Below are 18,527 nucleotides of genomic sequence, written 5' to 3'. Positions count from 1 at the left end.
CATTCGACCAGACGGCGGCCTCCCTTGACCGACCAGGAGGTCGCCGTCGGCCCAGCTGGCGTCACAACCCTGTCGACCATGTGCCCCGTGCCGTACATTGGGCACCATGGCAACGAGCATGGTCACCGGTGGCACCTCCGGCATCGGTCGGGAGTTCGTCACCCAGCTGGCGGCCCGCGGTGACGATCTCGTCATCGTCGCCCGGGACACCGCACGGATGGCCTCCATCAAGGAGGAGATCGAGTCCGGCTACGGGGTTCACGTGGAGACCATCGAGGCCGACCTGTCGAGCCGCGATGACGTCGACGCCGTCGCCGCCCGCCTCGAGGACCCGGACCGACCCATCGACCTGCTCGTCAACAACGCCGGCTTCGCCGTCCATGCCAAGATCCTCGACCCCGCCGCCCTGGCGCTCCAGGACCGCGCCTTCGAGGTCATGGTCCGGGCCGTGCTCGTCCTGTCGGCCGCTGCCGGACGCGCCATGAAGGCTCGCGGGCACGGAGCCATCCTCAACGTCGCCAGCTCGAGCGCATGGATCAACACCGGCAACTACTCGGCCATCAAGGGCTGGGTGCTCACCTTCACCGAGGGCCTGGCCAATGAGCTGCACGGCACCGGCGTCAAGGCCATGGCCCTGTGCCCGGGGTGGGTGCACACCGAGTTCCACTCGCGCGCCGGGGTGACCGCCAACCACCTGCCCGACTTCTTCTGGATCGCCCCGGACGTCCTCGTCCGCGATGCCCTGTCCGACCTCGACCACGGCAAGGTCGTCAGCGTGCCGACTCCGCTGTGGAAGGTCTTCATCGCCGTGGCCAGCCACGCCCCGCGGGGGGCGATGAGGTTCGTCTCGCGCACCCTCTCGTCGAGCCGCGACAAGGACGACGTCCCCGTCACGGACGGGGGCGAGGCCTGAACCATGGCCATCAAGCCGAGCAAGGACCGGGGTCGTTACACCAACGACCTCACCGCCGTCACCCGGCAGGCGGCGAACATGCTGTTGCTCAAACCGTTGGTGTGGCGTCTCACCAACGTCACCGTGCACGGCATCGCCAACCTCGAGGGGCTCGACGGGGCCTACGTCGTCGTCGCCAACCACTCCTCGCACCTGGACACCCCACTCATCTTCGGGTCGATGCCCCGGCGGCTGTCGAAGTACCTGGCCACCGGCGCCGCCGCCGACCACTTCTTCACGGCCTGGTGGAAGGCGGCCACCCCGGTCGTCTTCTTCAACGCCTTCCCGGTCGACCGCGGCAAGGGCAGGGCCCGGGTCGCCACCCACGGCGGGATGCGCGGAATGGCTGGGTCGCTGCTCACCGACGGCGTCCCCCTGCTCATCTTCCCCGAGGGGACGCGCTCACGCACCGGCGCGATGGGCACCTTCAAGCCGGGGGCGGCCGCCCTGGCCATCTCCCGCGGCGTGCCGATGATCCCGGTGGCCCTCGTCGGGTCCTTCGCCGCCATGCCGTCGGACGGCGGCCTGCCCAAGGGGCGCCCCCCGGTCCACGTCGTCTACGGTCACCCCATGGCCCCGGCCCCCGGCGAGATCGCCCACGAGTTCTCCGAGCGGGTCCGCCGCCAGGTCATCGAACTGCACGACCAGACCGCCCGGGCCTATGGCATGAGGACCCTGGCCGAGTACGCCCGTACCCTGGCCCTCGACAAGGCCTCGGCCCGGCTCGACGACCGGCCCGACGAGCAGCGTCCGCCGGGCGAGGACCCCGGGAAGCGGTCATGACCCACAAGGAGCCCCGGCGGCGCGCCGTACCCAACCAGGACGTCCTGGCGGTGAGCCGGCGTATCAGCGTCGACGAGCTCGACGAGTTCATCGACACCACCATGCGCACCCTCGAGCGGATGGCGCCGCCGGCCGGGCACCCGTTCGTCGTCTACCACGACGGACTCACCGTGGGCTCCCCCGGCACCGTCGAGGTGTGCCAGCCGGTGCACGCCCGCCGGCTCGACCCCCCCGAGGGGGTCGTGCGCCGGGTCGAGCCGGCCCACGTCGAGGCCTGGGTGACGGTGAGTCGGGCCGAGCTGGCCTTCCCCGAGATCGACGACATCTACGCCGACCTCGACGCCGACCTGCGGTCCCGCGGATGGCAGCGCAATGGCGCGCCGCGCGAGGTGTACTGGGGTTCCTGGAACGACGCCGCCATCGACGACCCCACCTGCGACGTCTGCTTCCCGGTCGTCCCGCACCCCGACGAGATGTGAGGCAACCCCGGCTCGCCACTGGTCACTGCCCGCGGCCCCACCGGGGCCATGAGTGGCGGACCCGAGGATCGGCGCCCCACCCGCACCGGGCCCCGGCTCGCCACCGGCACCGTAAGGTGGTCCCGTGACGATTCAGGTACGCCAGATCTCCGCAGCCCAGCACCTCGCCTTCCTCGAGGACTGGTCCGCCCCAGGGTCGACCGCCGCCGAAACGGTGAGCTTCCTGCAGACCCCCGCCTGGGGCCAGGTGAAGAAGGAGTGGCGCAGCGAGTCGATCGGCGTCGTCCGTGACGACTCCGAGCTCATCGGGGTCGGACTCGTCCTCTACCGCCAGGTACCCCGACTGCGTCGGTACCTGGCCTACCTGCCCGAGGGTCCGGTGCTCGACTGGTCGACCCCCGACCTGCCCGAGGTGCTCTCCGCGCTACGTGCCCACGTCAAGGGACGCGGCGCCTTCGCCCTGCGCATCGGCCCGACGCTGCCCCACCGGACGTGGCGCAAGGACACCATCAAGGAGGCCATCGCCGACGAGGGGATCACCGCCCTGTCCCAGGCCCCCGCCGACGTCACCAACCGCCGTGCCACCTACCTGGCCAACCAGCTGCGTCATCTGGGGTGGCGCCCGCCCAGGGACGCCGAGGGGTTCGCCGCCGGCCAGCCGAAGTTCAACTTCCAGCTGCCCCTGGTGCACTGGGTCGGCGGGGTCCGTACACCGCTCACCGCCGACGAGGTGCTCGCCGGGATGAACCAGCTGTGGCGGCGCAACATCAAGAAGGCCGCCAAGAAGGGGGTCGAGGTGGTCCGCGGCACCCGCGACGACCTGCCCGCCTTCCACGAGGTGTACCTCGAGACCGCCACCCGCGACGGGTTCACCCCCCGCCCGCTCGAGTACTTCGAGACGATGTGGGACGCCCTCAACGGCGAGGACCCCGACCGGATGCACCTGTACCTGGCGCGCCACGAGGGTGACGTCGTCGCCGCCACGACCTGGGTCCACGTGGGGCGTCACACCTGGTACTCCTACGGCGCCTCGACGAACGCCAAGCGCGACGTGCGCGGGTCGAACGCCATCCAGTGGCGGATGATCCAGGACTCCCTGGCCGTCGACGCCGACGTCTACGACCTGCGTGGCATCACCGAGGGACTGGCCGCCGACGACCCGGAACTGGGGCTCATCCAGTTCAAGGTGGGGTCGGGCGGTGAGGCCGTGAGCTACATCGGCGAGTGGGACCTCGTCATCGATCCCGTCCTCTACACCGCCTTCGACCTGTACATGAACCGGAGGAACCGATGAGCTTCGTCATGCATGTGGCCGCCGACCGGTGGCGCGCCCACCAGGACGCCGTCGCGGCCGCCGACCCCGACCTCGTCCCCGTCGTCAAGGGCAACGGCTACGGCTTCGGGCGCGGTCGACTGGCCGCCGAGGTCATCCGGATGGGCCTGGACACCCTGGCCGTCGGCACCGCCGGCGAGGTCACGGTGGTGCGGCAGGCCGGGTTCGCCGGCGACGTCGTCGTCCTCACCCCGTGGCGGCCGGGTGACCCGGTCGCCGAGGAGGTCCTCACCGACCCGCGGGTCATCGCGACGATCTCGCGGGTGTCGGACGCCCGCGCCGTCGCGGCAGCGCACCCGGGGGCGCGGGTCATCCTCGAGGTGCTCACCTCGATGCAGCGGTTCGGGTTGCGGCGTGACGAGTTGGCGGCTGCGGTCGACGCGGCCACGGGGCTGCAGATCATGGGGTGGACCATCCACCTGCCCATGGTCGGCGACCATCTCGACGAGGCGACCGAACTGGCCGACGCGGCCCTCTCGGCGTGCTCGGCACCCCTGTGGGTCTCGCACTTGGGCGCCGACGAGCTCGCCGTGCTGAGGCATCGGGTTCCCGTGCCGGTGCGGCACCGGGTGGGCACCGAGCTGTGGCTCGGCGAACCCGGGGCGGTGCGGTACACCGCGACCGTCCTCGACGTGCACGAGGTGGCCTTCGGCGACCGGGTCGGGTACTGGCAGCGTCGGGTGCAGGACCTGCGGGGCGGCCTCGTCGTCGTCGTCGACGGGGGAACCTCGCACGGGGTCGCCCTGAGCGCCCCGACCGCCGGCGCGTCGATGAAGCAGCAGCTCGTGGCCTTCGCCGACGGGTTCCTCAAGGCCTCCAAGGTTGCTGTGTCACCGTTCACCGTGGCCGGACGCAAGCGCCTCTTCGTCGAGCCCCCGCACATGCAGTCGAGCCTGGTGTGGGTGCCGGCGGAGACCCCGGTCACGGTCGGGGACGAGGTCGAGGTGACGATGCGGGCCACCACGGCCACCCCCGACGTCGTCGTCCTCGACTGAGCTCGGGACCGCGATGTCAGGAAATGCCCCTCAGTGCGGGTTCGTTCCCCGCCAGGGGAACATGTCATCGCTGGGGGGATTTTCCTGACACACGTCGGCCGGCACGCGTCCCGGCCACCTCGGTAGGCTGGGCCCGTCGTCCACCCGAAGGAGCCCTCATGCGCCGCGTCACGGTCATCAACCACTACGCGTTCCCCCCGGGATCGGGCGGCATCACCCGCAACTTCGACATGTTCAGCCGCCTCAAGGGCTGGACCCCGCACTTCTTCGCCGCCGACATCAACCACACCTCCGGCGAGCGGATGAGCGTCGAGGATCCCCGGTACACCCTCGTCCACATCCCCTCCTACGAGGGCAACGGGGCCAAGCGGGTGCTCGGCTGGCTGGTCTTCGCCGCCGGTGCAGGTGCCCGGGCGCTCGTGCGTCCGGCCGACGTCATCTTCGCCTCCTCGCCGCAGATCCTCGCCCCGGCCGCCGCGATGGCGGTCGCCGCGGTACGCCGCAAGCCCTTCGTCGTCGAGGTCCGCGATCTGTGGCCCGAGTCCCTTGTCTCCGGCGGGGCCCTCACGGAGGGGTCCACCCTGCACCGGGTGCTCGTCATGCTCGAGCGGACCATCTACGCGCATGCCCGTCAGATCGTCGTCGTCACCAAGGGGTGGGAGGACCACTTCCGCGAGCTCGGCATCAATGTCGACAAGGTCAACGTCGTGCCGAACGGGGCAGACCTGGCCGAGTACGAGGTGGCCGAGTCGCGTGAGGAACTGCGCCGCCAGTACGGCATCGAGGGCTTCACCGCGGTCTTCTCCGGCACGCATGCCAACTATGTCGGGCTCGACCTCATCGTCGACGCCGCACAGCAGCTTCCCGACGTCAACTTCCTTCTCGTCGGCGCCGGGGCCCGCAAGCAGTGGGCCGTCGACGAGGTGGCCCGCCGGGGTCTGTCCAACGTCACCTTCCACGACCAGGTGCCCAAGTCCGAGCTCGTCCGGATCCTCAAGGCCTGCGACGTCGGCCTGCACACGGTGTCCCCCCAGGCGGTCTTCGACAAGGGGATGAGCCCCAACAAGCTGTACGACTACATGGCTGCCGGGCTCGCCGTCGTCTCGAACGCCAAGGTGCCCATCCGCGACGTCGTCAGCGACGACGAGGTGGGGGCCTGTGTCGACCCCGAGCAGCTCGTCACCGGGATCGAACGGGTCCGTGACGCCGACGAGGCCACCATGGCCCGCTGGCACGCGCGCGCCCACGAACTCATGGCGACCAGCTACAGCCTCCAGGCCTCGGTCGACCGGCTCGAGAAGGTGCTCGACAAGGCCCTCTACCGCTGACACGACCCTCGCCCGGTGCCCGCAGCGTCAGGAGAATCCCCCCAGCGACGACATGTTCCCCTGGAGAGGAACGAACCCGCGCTGGGGGGGATTCCCCTGACACCTCTGGGCCGGCGCCCCTCCCCGGAGCCCCGGCGATGCCCCCTCAGCCCAGTGCGACCAACCGCACCAGCTCGAGGACCATGTCGTGGCTGGCCTGGAAGGAGCCCAGGGGCAGGAACTCCGCCGAGCTGTGGAAGTTCATCCCGCCGGTGAAGAAGTTCGGGGTGAGGATGCCCTGACGTGACAGCCAGGACCCGTCGGTGCCGCCACGCATCACGGTGGGACGAGGGGTGATGCCGAGGTTGTCCATGGCGGTGAAGAGCAGGTCGACCCCGGCACGATTGTCCGCCGTCACGGCGTCGGCGATGTTGCCGTAGACATCCTCGACCGTCACCTCGACCTTGGCGCGCGGGTGCCGCTCGCGCGCCACCTGCGCCGCCTGACGGACCGTCTCCTTGCGCTCCTCGAAGCGGGCCAGGTCATGGTCGCGAATGACGATGTCGACCCGGGCCCGGGACTCGTTGGCGACGACGTCGGTGACCCAGATGAACCCATCGGTGCCGTCGGTGCACTCGGGGGTCTGGGTGTGGTCGAACTCGGCGATGAGGTCGTGGGCGACGAGCACCGGGTTGACGAGCACGCCCTTGGCCGACATGGGGTGGGCCGGGACGCCCTCGACGAGGACGGACACCGAGGCGGCGTTGAAGGTCTGCGCGACGATCTCGCCGACCTCGCAGGAGTCGATGGTCCAGGCCAACTCGACCGGGAACCGGGCTGCGTTCCCCCTCCGCGCACCCCTCCGCACGTCGCCGACCGACCCGGGCCCGTTCCACCTGCCAGAACGAGGTGCCAGACTGTGAGCGTGACCCAGATGCACGAGACCCCTCCCGGATCCTGGCTGCGCACGGCTCGAGCGGCCGGACTGCTCGACGAGTCGGGCTCGGTCGTCCCGACGATCTTCACCCGGATGAGCGCCCTGGCGGCGTCGACCGGGGCCCTCAACCTCGGGCAGGGGTTCCCGGACGACCCCGGCCCCGCCGAGGTGCACCGGGCCGCGACGGAGGCCATCGAGGCCGGACACAACCAGTACCCGCCACTGGCCGGGGTCCCGATCCTGCGTCAGGCCATCGCCGAGCACGAGCAGCGGTTCCACGGGCGCACCATCGACCCCGACAGCCAGGTCCAGGTGACGATGGGTGCCACCGAGGCCATGGCGGCGTCCCTCCTGGCGCTGCTCGAGGCGGGCGACGAGGTCGTCACCATCGACCCCTTCTACGACGCCTACGCCGCGATCATCGGGCTGGCCGGGGCACGTCAGGTGTGCGTCCCGCTGCGGCTCCAGGACGGTGCCAATGGCGTGGCAGGACGTCGCTTCGCCCTCGACCTCGACGAGCTCGACGCCGCCTTCGGCCCGCGCACCCGAGCGGTCATCGTCAACTCCCCGCACAACCCCACCGGCACCGTCCTGGACCGCCGAACCCTCCAGGGCATCGTCGACATCGCCGTGCGGCACCGCGCCGTCGTCCTGTCCGACGAGGTCTACGAGCACCTGTGGTTCAACACCGCGCCGACCTCGATGTCGACCCTCGACGGCGCCGAGGACGCCGTCATGACGATCTCCTCGGCGGCCAAGACCTTCTCGGTGACCGGCTGGAAGATCGGTTGGGCCACCGGTTCGCCCAGGCTCATCGAGGCGGTGCGCACCGTCAAGCAGTACCTCACCTTCGCCGGCGGGGCTCCCTTCCAGTACGGCGTCGCGGCGGGACTGCGACTGCCGGACGCCTTCTTCCGGGCCCAGCGTGACGGCCTGCGGGAGCGCCGGGACCTCATCGTCGCCGCCCTGGGTGAGGCCGGGTTCGAGGTCATCGTCCCCGACGCCGGCTACTTCACCGTGGCCGCTCCCCCTGGCGGACGGGACGGGCTCGAGTTCTGCCTGGACATGGCGCGGGAGATCGGCGTCGTCGCCATCCCGGTCCAGGCGTTCACCCTGGTCAACCCGCAGATGCGCGGGCTCGTGCGGTTCGCCCAGTGCAAGTCGGCCTCGGTGACCCGGGAGGCCGCCGAGCGGTTGCGCCAGTTGGGCACCCGGACCCGGGCGCGAGTGGACTCCTGACGCCGAACGGCCGATCGGGACGTGAAAAGCGCGTTTCACGAGCCCCCAGGTCAGAAATCCACCCACTCCCCCGCCGGCAGCCGCCACGGAGGGGTGCCCGCCAAGGAGGGCACCCGGACACACAGCGGCCGGGGCCCGCCCCCACAGCAGACCCCGGCCTGGTCCGGTGACTCAGTCGAGAAGGTCGGTCGACAGCCCGAGCGACTGGTGCAGCAGCCACACCGGGTGGACGATCTTCACTCCCGAGGACTTGGCGATCTGCCAACGACAGGTCTCGGTGTCACACACCCCGACCCCCTCGTTGTGCTCGCGCATGTGCTCGAAGACCTTGGCGCCGATCCTCTGCGCCACCTCGTAGCGCTCGGCCTTGAGGCCGTAGGTGCCGGTGATGCCGCAGCAGGGCTCGTTCGACTCGAGCACCTTGACCCCGGGGATGAGCTCCATGAGCTGCACCGCCGGGAACCCCATGCCCTGGCTCTTGACCTGGCAGGGCTGGTGGTACGGCACCGTGAGCTCGAGGGGCTGGAACTGCGAGGCGTCGAGCTCGCCGTTGCGGTACTCCTCCATGAGGAACTCGCAGAAGTCGTAGGAGCGCACCGACACGTCGTGCAGACGCGGGTCGTCGACCCCCATGATCTCGTGCGCCTCGTGCTTGATCATGCCGATGCACGAGCCGGAGGAGGACACCACCGGCAACCCCTTGCCCTGGGCGATGATCTTGTCGCAGACGTCGAGGAGGGTCTTCGTGGACTCCTCGAACAGCCCGTTGGACTGCTGGGCCAGGCCGCAACAACCCTGCTTGGGCACGTGCACCTCGTAGCCGAGGTGCTCGAGCACCTCGATGGACTTCTTCGAGGTCTCGGTCTCGAAGTAGCCTCCGGCACATCCCTGGAAGAAGATGACCGGTCCCCTGGTGGCAGGCTTGGCGGGCTTGTGGTGGCGCATCCACTTGGCGAGGGTCTCGGTGTGCGCGGTCGGCATCGGGGCGTCCCGGTGCACCTTGATGACCTTCTCGATGGCGATCCGGATAGGACGCTGCCTCAGGCCCCAGTTCGCCAGCGGGGCGATGGGCGAGAGCACCTTGCCCTCGAGGGTCGTCAGCGGGATGAGGCGGTCACGCAACGGCACCCCGTTCTGGTGCTTCATCACGGCGGCAGCCTGCTCGTTGAGCTCAGCGATCTTCACCCCCTGCGGGCAGTGCAGGGTGCAGATGCCACAGAAGTTGCACCACTCGAGGGAGTGGTCGACGGACGCGCCGTCACGGAATCGCTCGCCCTGGGGCCCGTTGTACTTGGGCCCGGTGTAGAGCGGCGTCGCCTTGGCGACCGGACACATCGTCTCGCAGATCGTGCACTTGACGCACGCGTCCAGTGACGCACGCGAGGCCTCGTGCCCGGCGAAGGTCTCCTCGATGACACCCATGGTCAGTTCCTCTCCGCAGCGTTGACGCCCAGGGAGGCGGCGATGGCGTCGGCGGCCTTGACGGCCGACCCGAGCGCGATGCCCTCCCCGGTCTTCTCCTGCCAGCGTGTCGCCCCGGCGATGACCCCTCCGGCGGCGTGGACGTTGGCGTGGACGGGCCGGCCCTCGGACACCACCCGCATGTCCTCGTCGACGTCGACGCCGACGAGGAAGAGCGGCTGTGCCGGTCCCCAGTACTCCCCGTGGACGAGGTGGTCCTCGTCGACGCCGTCGGGCAGCCTCACCGGCAGGTCGAGGATCGTCTCGTGGACGTGTCCGTGGGAGTCCAGTCGCAGGGCCCCGGACTCGAACCCGCCGCCGGCCAGGACGAAGGCGTCGGCCTTGAGGGTGCGCGGATGGCCGGTCGTGTGGACGGTGACCGACTCGAGGCGGCCGTCCTCACCGACCGTCGACCCGACGACCTTGGAGCCGAGCATGAAGTCGACCCGGGCGTCCTTGACGGCCTTGACGAGGAGGTTGTTGAGCCTCATACCCGGCACGCAGGGCGGCAGCGAGGCGATCTCGAAGACCTCGGCGCCGAGGATGCGGCGGGCGTCCGCGAGGACCTCGTCGTGGTGGTCGATGCCGAGGACCGCGGGCAGACCGACGACCTCGCCGGGGTTGACGAAACCCTTGAGGCCCTCGAGGAAGGTCCGCCGGGTGGCGGGGTCGTCGAGGGATCGGGCCAAGGTCAGCCCGGTGGCGTCGAACTCGCCCTCGCGCGGCTCGAAGTCGACCATGACCGCCCGGGCAGCGACGTGCCCGCCTCCCGGCAGGGTGGTGCGCTCGAGGTTCTGGGCGATGAGGGCGGGGTGGAAGTCCTTGTACTGGGCGACGCCGATGATGACGATCCGGGCGCCGTCGACGAGGGCACCGGCCCTCATCGACGCGGGCACCAGCGCGGTCGGGCGGGCTGCACCCACTGCGGTCGGCAGGAGGACGTTGGCCTCGCCGGTGCCGCCGACGAGGTCCTCCCCGGCGACCTCCTGGAGGAACCGGACGCCCTCGCGGACGGCGTCGACCCCGATCCTGGCGTAGGGGTGCTCGGGGTGGGTGGCGGCGTAGGCCTCGATGGCCTCGTAGGGCCGGTCGACGCGCTCGGGGCTGTACCCGAAGAGGTCGACGGTGCCCTGGCCGAGCTGGATGCCGCCGACTCCCTTGGTCACCAGGGTGACGCGGGCTCCGTCGCGACGCAGCCGCAGGGCGGTGACGAGGCCGGCCAGACCGGCCCCGATGACGACGACGTGGGGGGCCGCCGCGCGGGCGGCGGTGGTGGACACGGGTGCTGCGGTGGCGGTCACAGTTCAACCTCGCTCTCGGGGACCGGAAGGTGCTCGACGTCGAAGGTCCCCTGGAAGATCCAGTCGTCGAGGGCGGTCTGGCGCACCTGCTCGCCGTAGAGGATCGGCCACAGTCCGATCCACCGGTTCTTGAGGAACAGCCGCAGCAGTCCGGTGGCCCGCTCGGCGTCGATCGAACCCTCCTCGAGGGCGACGCCGGTGGCGCGCATGGAGCAGAACCCGCCCTGGCACGGGCCCATGCCCAGCCGCAGCTGACGACGCAGGTCGTCGAGGGTGGCGTCGGGCTGGTCGGCGAGCAGGTCGGTGAAGGCCTTGCGGCTCATGAGCTCGCACTCGCAGAGGATCTGGTCGTCGATCTTGGGGGTCGACTCGACCTTCCTCGGGTCTCCCCCGCGCACCAGCCCGGTCGCGGCCCGACGCTCCTCGTTGGCGCCCAGGGCGTGCGTGATGAGGTAGTTGTGGCCGGGGGTGGAGCCGGGCACGGCTTCGTCGGCGGTGCGGCAGGGACGGTCCTCACCGAGCTGCTCGACCATGACGTCGACGACGTTCTTGGCCATGAGCCGGTAGGTCGTGAGCTTGCCGCCGATGATCGAGACGATGCCCTTGACGCCGTCGCGGGAGCCGTGGTCGAGGATGCTCATGCCGCGCGACATGTGGCGGGTGTCGGTGGCCGAGACCCGCTTGTCCTTGAACAGCGGACGGGCGCCGGCCCAGGCGTGCACGGCGCGGGCCTCGCGGAACCCGGGCACCAGGGCCTCGCCGGAGTCGAGCATCTGCTGGACCTCGTTGCGCGGGATCGCCAGACGATCGGGATCGTCGGCCTTGACGTCGGTGGTGCCGATGATCGACACGGTGTGCACCGGCACGAGGATGTCCCCGTCGGCCGGGTAGATGCACCGGTTGACGACGGTGTTCACCAGGCGGTGGTTCATCGCGATCATGATGCCGCGGCCGGCGACGACGTCGACGTCGTGACAGCCGACGAGCTCGGCGATCCGTCCGGCCCAGGGGCCGGCGGTGTTGATGACGAACCGGGTGTTGATGGTGACGTCCTCGCCGTCCTTGAGCCCGCGGGCGATGACGGCGGTCACCTGGTCACCCTCCCGGATGATCTCGGTGACGCGGTGGTAGGTGAGGATCTTCGCGCCGTGGTCGATGGCCGAGTGGGCGGCACCCCAGACCATCTGCCAGCCGTCGACGGTGCCGTCCTGGACGGCGAACGCCCGCTTGATCCCGGGGTTGAGGCGCGGTTCGCGACGCAGCGCCTCGCCGATGGAGATCTCCTCGAAGGGCACCTTCGACGCCGTGGCGCCCGCCGTCCAGCGGTCGGAGAACTCGAGGTCGTCCTCGGGGGTGACGACGAAGAGGCCGCCGGTGCGCTCGACGGCGTCGGCGTGGATCCTCGTGACGATCTCGTTCTCCTCGGCGCACTCGGTGGCCGAGCCGGGGTCGGAGACGACATAGCGTCCGCCCGAGTGGAGCAGGCCGTGGTACCGACCGGTCGTGCCCTGGCCGAGGTCGGCCTTGTCGAGCAGGACCGCGGAGTACCCGCGCATCGCAACATCCCGGACGACGCCGGCCCCGGTGGCACCACCACCGATGACGACGACGTCCGCGTCCATGGATCTCATTCGTGCTCCCTTCGGGGTGCGCCGCTCGAGCCCTCGGTGGCCCTGCCCGCGTCACTGCCAGGTTACGAACTCCAGCGTACGGAAGGGGTACGACGACCGGCCAGACGTTTCCGCCAATGTGCACGTCCTCGTGCACGCCCCGGAACAGACGTGCACGGCTCTGCCACAAAGGTGCAGGAGGATGTCCGGACGCTCAGCCCACGGGGGTCTCGGCAGGCTCGCCCGCGAGGACCTTGGCGATGTTCCGGGCCGCCAGACGACTCATGGCGGCGCGGGTCTGGCGGGTTGCCGAGCCGATGTGGGGCAGCAGGACGACGTTGTCCATGTCGTACAGCTGCGGCTCGATGGTCGGTTCGGCCTCGTAGACGTCGAGCCCGGCCCCGGCGATCCGCCCGGCCTCGAGGGCGTCGACGAGCGCCTTCTCGTCGACGCAGGCCCCGCGCGCGGTGTTGACGAGGTAGGCGGTGGGCTTCATGGCGGCCAGGGCGGCGGAGTCGATGAGATGGCGGGTCTCGTCGGTGAGGGGGCAGTGCAGGGAGACGACGTCGCTCGTCGCCAGCAGCTCGGGCAGGTCGACGCGTCGGGTCGGGGCGGTGCGCGGGTTGGTGGCGTCGATGGCGGAGGTGTCCTTGTCGTGCCGGGCGGTGTAGACGACGTCCATCCCGAAGGCGGCGCCGCGGCGGGCCATGGCCTCACCGATCTGACCGAGTCCGACGATGCCGAGGGTGGCGCCCTGGAGGCCGGCGCCGAGCATGAAGGTGTGGTCGTAGTGCCAGGGGGTGTGGGCGCGCACGAGACGCTCGGCCTCGCCGAGGCGGCGGGTCACCATGAGCATGAGGCCGAAGGCGAGGTCGGCGGTGGCCTCGTGGAGGACCCCGGGGGTGGTCGTCACGACGATGCCGCGCTCGTGGGCGGCGGCCAGGTCGATGTTGTTGAACCCGGCGGCGCACTGGCCGATGACCTTGAGTCGGGTGGCGCGGAACAGCAGGTCGGCGTCGAGGGGGTCGGACAGACTCGACAAGAGGGCGTCGGCGTCGCCGATCGCCTCGGCGAGCTCCTCCCGGGACATCGCGTGGTCGCCGCCGACGACCTCGTGACCGGGGAGTTCGGCCAGGACGTCGGCCATGAGTTGGGGTGCGGTGACGATGATCCGTGCCATGGGGCCCACGCTAGCCGCCCGAGGCGTCGGGAAATTCCCCTGAGGAGAGGATTGTTCCCCTGGAGGGGAGGATTGTCCCGCTCCGGGGATTCTCCCGACATCGGGTCGACCGACTGGCGGTGGGTCCGGGTCGGCCGACCTGTGGCCGGTCCGGGTCGCTGACCCGTCGGCGGGCCCCGGGCCGGCGACCGCGTGCAAGAATCGGCCCGTGACTCCCCCCGAGCGACCCCCCCGGCCCAGCACCGCCGGTGCGCCGGACGACGGGGTCGGGTCCGGCGCTGCGGGCGCATCGACGCGAGCGGCGACGCCCGGCACACCAGGCGCCCAGCGGGGTGCGCAGCGCGACACCCCCCGGTCGAGGGACCCCCGCGAGGAACGTCGCAAGGCACTGCGCCGATTCCGTCGGGCCCTCGTCCCCCACCGCCCCAAGGCCTTCCGCGACTCGCTCAATCGCTGGTTGCTCATGGGTGTGGTCATCGGGGTCATCTCGGGTGTGGGCGCCATCATCTTCTATTTCTGCCTGCACACCGGCACGCGACTCCTCCTCGAGGGGCTGGGCGGGTACACCCCGCCGGGCACCATCGGCGAGGGTGACGGCGGCTCCGGCAGCGGCATGACCCGGCCCTGGGCGATCCCCCTCGTCGTCACCGGTGGGGCCCTGGCCTCGGGCATCCTCGTCCACCTCGTCGCCCCCTCGGCCAAGGGTCATGGCACCGACAACGCCATCAAGGCGGTCCACCACGACCCCACCGGCCTGCGCGGCAAGGTCGCGGCAGTGAAGATCATCGCCTCGTCCCTCGTCATCGGCTCGGGCGGGTCGGGCGGCCGTGAGGGCCCGACCGCCCAGATCAGCGCCACCGTCGTCTCGTCCCTGTGCAAGCGACTGCACATCCCCACGCCGGACTCGCGGATCGCGGTCTCGGCGGCGATGGCCTCGGGCATCGGCGCCATCTTCCGCGCCCCCCTGGGGGGAGCCCTCCTGGGAGCGGAGTTGCTCTACCGCGATGACCTCGAGTCGGACGCCATCATGCCCTCGCTCATCAGCTCGATCGTCGCCTTCGTCGTCTTCGGCTCGGTGTACGGCTTCGTGCCGATCTTCGGCTCGCTGTCCGGGGTCGAGTTCTCCCAGCCCCTCCAGCTCCTGTGGTTCGTCGTCCTGGGGTTGGCGGCCGGGCTCATGGGACGCCTGTACGCCACCGTCTTCTACAAGGGCTCCGATCTCTTCACCCGGCTGGCGCTGCCCGGGTGGCTCTCGCCGGCGGTCGGCGGGCTGTGCGTCGGACTGCTCGGTCTCGTCGTCCCGGCGGCCCTGGGCACCGGCTACGGCGACGTCCAGCAGGAGATGTACGCCGACACCCTGAGCCGGATGTCGTTGCTCGTCGTCCTCGTCATCCCCTTCGCGAAGATCGCCTCGACGACCCTGTCGATCGGCTCGGGCGGGTCGGGCGGCGTCTTCGGCCCCGGCATGGTCATCGGCGGGGCGACCGGGGCGGCGATGTGGCGCCTGCTCGAGGGCCTGCCCGGCATCCCCGCCTCCCCCATGAGCTTCGTCATCGTCGGGATGATCGCCTGCTTCGGGTCGGTGGCCCACGCCCCGCTCGGGATGATGCTCATGGTCGGTGAGATGACCGGGAACCTCTCGTTGCTGGCCCCCGGGATGATCGCGGTCGCGGTGGCCTCCCGGGTCGTCGGTGAGGTGTCGATCTACACCTCGCAGCTCCAGGACCGCCTCGAGGGACGCAAGGTGCACGCCATGGGCCGGGTGACCCCACCGACGGCCACCGGACCCGCTGCCGCGACCCCGTCCTCGCGCCCGACCCCCGAGGCCCCCCGGCCCGAGTCCACCAGCCCCGAGAGCCCCGCGACCGGGTCACGAGGCCCCGAACCCACCGTGCTCGAGACGACCGGGCCGCTGGCCGCCATCACCGGCCGCATCCCCATCATCCGCGAGGAGATCGCCCGGCGATCCCGAGACGCCGGGGCGACCTCGTCCTCCCGGGTACCGGGCGTCGGCGCCGACCAACCGGCTGCCGAGTCGTCGACACCCGCGTCCCCCTCCGTCGACCCCTCGGCGCCGGTCCTCGTCACCGCCCGGGAACGACGTCGCGCCCTGCTCGCCAGGGTCGGGACGCGTGCGGACTCCCGGCCCCACTGAGACCGGCCCGACCGAGCCGGCCCCGCCGAGCGGCGGTCAACGAGCGGGCAGGTCGACCACCTCGTCGGTCCCCGTGAACGGCGCCTGACCGATCTGCCGGGCCCGCAGGGCCCCGATGACCAGGAGGACGACGACGAGCCCGAAGGTCGACAGCAGCTGCTCACGCACCGAGGGCGAGGTCATGCCGAGCACGACGACCCCGGCGACGACGGCCAGCGACACCCACGGCACGACCGGGTAGCCCCACATCCGCATCGGCAGGTGCTCCCCGCGGGCGTCGGCGCGGCGTCGCAGGATGAGCTGGGAGCAGATGGTGAGGACGTAGGTGACGATGATCGTCGATCCCACGACGTTGAGGAGGACGTCGAGCACCTTGCCCTGCCAGACGTAGGTGAGCAGGACGCAGACGAATCCGAAGGACACCGACGCCAGCACCGCGACGACCGGCACCCCGCGCCGTCCGACCTTCATGACGCCGTGCGGGGCCAGACCACGCTCGCCGAGCGACCCGAGCATCCGGGCGGCTCCGTAGAGGTTGGCGTTGAGGCTCGACAGCAGGGCCAGGACGATGACGACGGTCATGATCTGGGCGGCCACGCCGATCCCGGCCCGGTCCAGGACCGCCGCGAAGGGCGACTCTGCGAGTTTCGGGTCGTCCCAGGGCAGGGCGAAGACCATGACGGCCACCGACCCCATGTAGAACAGGAGGATGCGCCAGACGATGGTGCGCACCGCCCGGGAGACGTTGTGGGAGGGATCCTCGGTCTCGGCGGCGGCCACCGCCATGATCTCGATGCCACCGAAGGAGAAGACGACGAGGAGCAGGGCGGTGGCGATGCCGCCCGACCCGTGCGGGGCCAGACCGCCGTGGTGGAGGAAGTTGCCCAGTCCCGGGGCGGGCACCGCAGTCCACCCGCACATGAGGGCGATGCCGACGAGGAGGAAGGCGACGACGGCGGCGACCTTGATGAACGCGAACCAGAACTCGAACTCACCGAACCGGTCGACGCCCAGGAGGTTGATGACGGTGAGGGCCACCATGAAGACGAGGGTGAGCACCCATTGCGGCGCGACCGGCCACATCGCGGTGAGGATGCCGGCGGCGGCGATGCCCTCGGCGGCCACGACGACGACGAGCTCGATCCACCAGACCCAGCCCATGGCGAAGCCGACGGCCGGGCCCATGGCGCGCTCGGCGTAGACCGAGAAGGCTCCGGAGTCAGGGTGCGCGGCGACCATCTCGCCGAGCATGTACATGATGGCGATGACGAGGATGCCGGCGACGACGTAGGCCAGGAGGACCGACGGCCCGGCGGCGGCGACACCCTTGCCGGAGCCGACGAACAGACCGGTACCGATGGCCGAGCCGAGACTCATCATGACGAGCTGGCGGCCCTTCATGACGGGGCGGGTCGGCTCCTGCGGGTCAGTGCTGGTCTGGGTGAGCGATGCCGGGCTCGGCGGCGCTGGGGTGCTGGACACGATGGGCTCCTGGGTTCGTCCGGTGCCGCGATGCTAGACCCGGGCGTCCACCATTCGTCCGGCCGTATCAGTCCTCGGCATCCAGGCTGGCGGCGATGTGCCCGAGGATCGTCTCGAGCTCGTCGAGGTGGTCGCAGTCCAGACCTCCGAAGACGACCCGGCGCACCAGGGCGGCGTGCCCGGGAGCGGCGTCGACGAGTTCGTCCATGCCCCGGTCGGTGAGGGTGACGACGGCTCCGCGTCGGTCCTCGGCGCAGGTCGACCGCATCACCAGGCCGCGGCCCTCCATCCGGGTGAGGTGGTGCGACAGCCGGGACCGTTCCCACCCCATGAGGTCGGCCAGGGCGACGACGCGCATCCGCCGATCGGGGGCCTCCGAGACCATGACGAGCACCTCGAAGTCCTGCAGGGACAGGTCGGTCTCCCGGCTGAGCTGACGGTTGAGCACCTGCGGCAGACGGGTCGTCACGTCGAGCCACAGTCGCCACACCCGTTGCTGGTGGTCGTCGAGCCAGGGAGTCTGCTCCATCGAGGTGGTTGACATGTCATTCATCATCGTCCATAATTGGTGACACGTCAACCACGACAGGAGCACCCATGACCGACATCACCGCTGTGAACGGCACCTTCACCCTCGACGCCTCCCATTCCCGACTCGGCTTCGTCACCCGTCACGCCATGGTGACCAAGGTCCGCGGAGCCTTCGAGGACTTCTCCGGCACCGCCTCGGGCAACGGTACCGACCCCTCCTCGGTCAAGGTCGAGGTCACCGCCCAGGCCGCCTCCTTCACCACTGGCAGCGCCGACCGCGACGCACACGTCAAGTCGGCCGACTTCCTCGACGTCGAGCAGTACCCGACCGTCACCTTCTCCTCGACCTCGGCCGCCATCTCCGGCGACGTCCTCGAGCTCACCGGTGACCTCACCATCCACGGCCAGACCCGCTCGGTGACCATCCCCTTCGAGTTCGGCGGCGAGGCCACCGACCCCTTCGGCAACGACCGCATCGGCTTCGAGGGCCGCACCAAGATCTCCCGCAAGGACTTCGGCCTCACCTGGAACGCCGCCCTGGAGACCGGTGGCGTCCTCGTCTCCGACGACGTCACCCTCGAGCTCGAGATCAGCGCCATCAAGAACGCCTGATCGGCTCCCCACGAAGGGAACCGACGCCCGAGCCCCCCACACTCGACGCCAGCCACGCCCCCGGACCCCACGGTCCGGGGGCGTCGTTCATCGTCCCGGAAGGTACTTCATGAGGTGGGTCGCCCGGGCGAGAACCGGCGACCAGACCCTCAACCACTCCGAGCAGGTGG

At 70.5% G+C, this 18,527-nt stretch carries 16 protein-coding genes; 9 read left to right on the top strand and 7 right to left on the bottom strand.

Annotated features, from left to right (window positions below):
• Positions 1-106: 106 nt before the first annotated feature.
• From E0E30_RS00235 to E0E30_RS00210, 6 genes are all read left to right on the top strand, one after another.
• On the top strand, positions 107-913 hold the full coding sequence (locus tag E0E30_RS00235) for an SDR family NAD(P)-dependent oxidoreductase (protein WP_130864581.1): 807 nt from the start codon (positions 107-109) through the stop codon (positions 911-913).
• 3 nt (positions 914-916) lie between these two features.
• Positions 917-1,735: a lysophospholipid acyltransferase family protein gene (locus E0E30_RS00230; protein WP_130864580.1), complete on the top strand. Its 819-nt coding sequence runs from the start codon at positions 917-919 to the stop codon at positions 1,733-1,735.
• Positions 1,732-2,214, top strand: coding sequence for a GyrI-like domain-containing protein (locus E0E30_RS00225; RefSeq protein WP_130864579.1), 483 nt, complete (start codon positions 1,732-1,734; stop codon positions 2,212-2,214). Before E0E30_RS00230 ends, E0E30_RS00225 begins: the two co-directional genes overlap by 4 nt.
• 124 nt (positions 2,215-2,338) lie before the next feature.
• Positions 2,339-3,508: a peptidoglycan bridge formation glycyltransferase FemA/FemB family protein gene (locus tag E0E30_RS00220; protein WP_130864578.1), complete on the top strand. Its 1,170-nt coding sequence runs from the start codon at positions 2,339-2,341 to the stop codon at positions 3,506-3,508.
• The gene (locus E0E30_RS00215) at positions 3,505-4,542 is read left to right on the top strand and encodes an alanine racemase (protein WP_130864577.1); all 1,038 of its coding nucleotides are present in this window, start codon (positions 3,505-3,507) and stop codon (positions 4,540-4,542) included. The genes E0E30_RS00220 and E0E30_RS00215 overlap by 4 nt, the downstream gene beginning before the upstream one ends.
• 158 nt (positions 4,543-4,700) lie before the next feature.
• Entirely contained in the window at positions 4,701-5,870 is a 1,170-nt protein-coding gene (locus E0E30_RS00210; protein ID WP_130864576.1) for a glycosyltransferase family 4 protein, read from the top strand.
• A 145-nt stretch (positions 5,871-6,015) separates the two neighbouring features.
• Here the strand turns inward: E0E30_RS00210 and E0E30_RS00205 are convergent, their stop codons facing one another.
• Positions 6,016-6,717 (bottom strand): peptidase T, encoded by a 702-nt coding sequence (locus tag E0E30_RS00205; RefSeq protein ID WP_210115735.1) that lies wholly within the window; start codon positions 6,715-6,717, stop codon positions 6,016-6,018.
• A gap of 66 nt (positions 6,718-6,783) precedes the next feature.
• Between E0E30_RS00205 and E0E30_RS00200 the strand changes: the two genes are divergently transcribed.
• Positions 6,784-8,025 carry an aminotransferase class I/II-fold pyridoxal phosphate-dependent enzyme gene (locus E0E30_RS00200; protein ID WP_130866637.1) on the top strand — a complete coding sequence of 414 codons (1,242 nt, stop codon included), beginning with the start codon at positions 6,784-6,786 and terminating at the stop codon, positions 8,023-8,025.
• Positions 8,026-8,196: 171 nt separating this feature from the next.
• On the opposite strand, the gene E0E30_RS00195 is transcribed toward E0E30_RS00200, so the two are convergent.
• The 4 genes from E0E30_RS00195 to E0E30_RS00180 all read right to left on the bottom strand — a co-directional run bounded on the left by E0E30_RS00195 (position 8,197) and on the right by E0E30_RS00180 (position 13,577).
• Positions 8,197-9,447, bottom strand: a complete 1,251-nt coding sequence (locus E0E30_RS00195) for an anaerobic glycerol-3-phosphate dehydrogenase subunit C (RefSeq protein ID WP_130864574.1) — start codon at positions 9,445-9,447, stop codon at positions 8,197-8,199.
• A gap of 2 nt (positions 9,448-9,449) precedes the next feature.
• On the bottom strand, positions 9,450-10,787 hold the full coding sequence (gene glpB / locus E0E30_RS00190) for a glycerol-3-phosphate dehydrogenase subunit GlpB (RefSeq protein WP_130864573.1): 1,338 nt from the start codon (positions 10,785-10,787) through the stop codon (positions 9,450-9,452).
• On the bottom strand, positions 10,784-12,418 hold the full coding sequence (gene glpA, locus E0E30_RS00185) for an anaerobic glycerol-3-phosphate dehydrogenase subunit GlpA (protein ID WP_130864572.1): 1,635 nt from the start codon (positions 12,416-12,418) through the stop codon (positions 10,784-10,786). Before glpA ends, glpB begins: the two co-directional genes overlap by 4 nt.
• A gap of 193 nt (positions 12,419-12,611) precedes the next feature.
• Entirely contained in the window at positions 12,612-13,577 is a 966-nt protein-coding gene (locus E0E30_RS00180; RefSeq protein ID WP_130864571.1) for a 2-hydroxyacid dehydrogenase, read from the bottom strand.
• Between the two features lie 388 nt (positions 13,578-13,965).
• Here E0E30_RS00180 and E0E30_RS00175 point away from each other — a divergent pair, with 388 nt between their 5' ends.
• Positions 13,966-15,732 (top strand): chloride channel protein, encoded by a 1,767-nt coding sequence (locus tag E0E30_RS00175; protein ID WP_245306614.1) that lies wholly within the window; start codon positions 13,966-13,968, stop codon positions 15,730-15,732.
• 36 nt (positions 15,733-15,768) lie between these two features.
• Here E0E30_RS00175 and E0E30_RS00170 read toward each other — a convergent pair whose 3' ends face one another.
• Both E0E30_RS00170 and E0E30_RS00165 read right to left on the bottom strand, forming a co-directional pair.
• Complete coding sequence (locus E0E30_RS00170; RefSeq protein ID WP_130866636.1) at positions 15,769-17,133, bottom strand: amino acid permease; 1,365 nt, start codon at positions 17,131-17,133, stop codon at positions 15,769-15,771.
• Between the two features lie 148 nt (positions 17,134-17,281).
• The gene (locus tag E0E30_RS00165; RefSeq protein ID WP_130864570.1) at positions 17,282-17,767 is read right to left on the bottom strand and encodes a MarR family winged helix-turn-helix transcriptional regulator; all 486 of its coding nucleotides are present in this window, start codon (positions 17,765-17,767) and stop codon (positions 17,282-17,284) included.
• A gap of 44 nt (positions 17,768-17,811) precedes the next feature.
• On the opposite strand from E0E30_RS00165, the gene E0E30_RS00160 reads away from it, so the two are divergent.
• Positions 17,812-18,357, top strand: coding sequence for a YceI family protein (locus E0E30_RS00160; RefSeq protein ID WP_130864569.1), 546 nt, complete (start codon positions 17,812-17,814; stop codon positions 18,355-18,357).
• The last annotated feature ends 170 nt before the right edge of the window (positions 18,358-18,527 follow it).

Origin of the sequence: Acidipropionibacterium timonense (assembly GCF_900605005.1) — a bacterium.
Taxonomy (GTDB): Bacteria; Actinomycetota; Actinomycetes; order Propionibacteriales; family Propionibacteriaceae; genus Cutibacterium; species Cutibacterium timonense.
The sequence above is the reverse complement of the archived record's forward strand: the minus strand, read 5'-3'. Positions and strand labels throughout refer to the sequence as shown.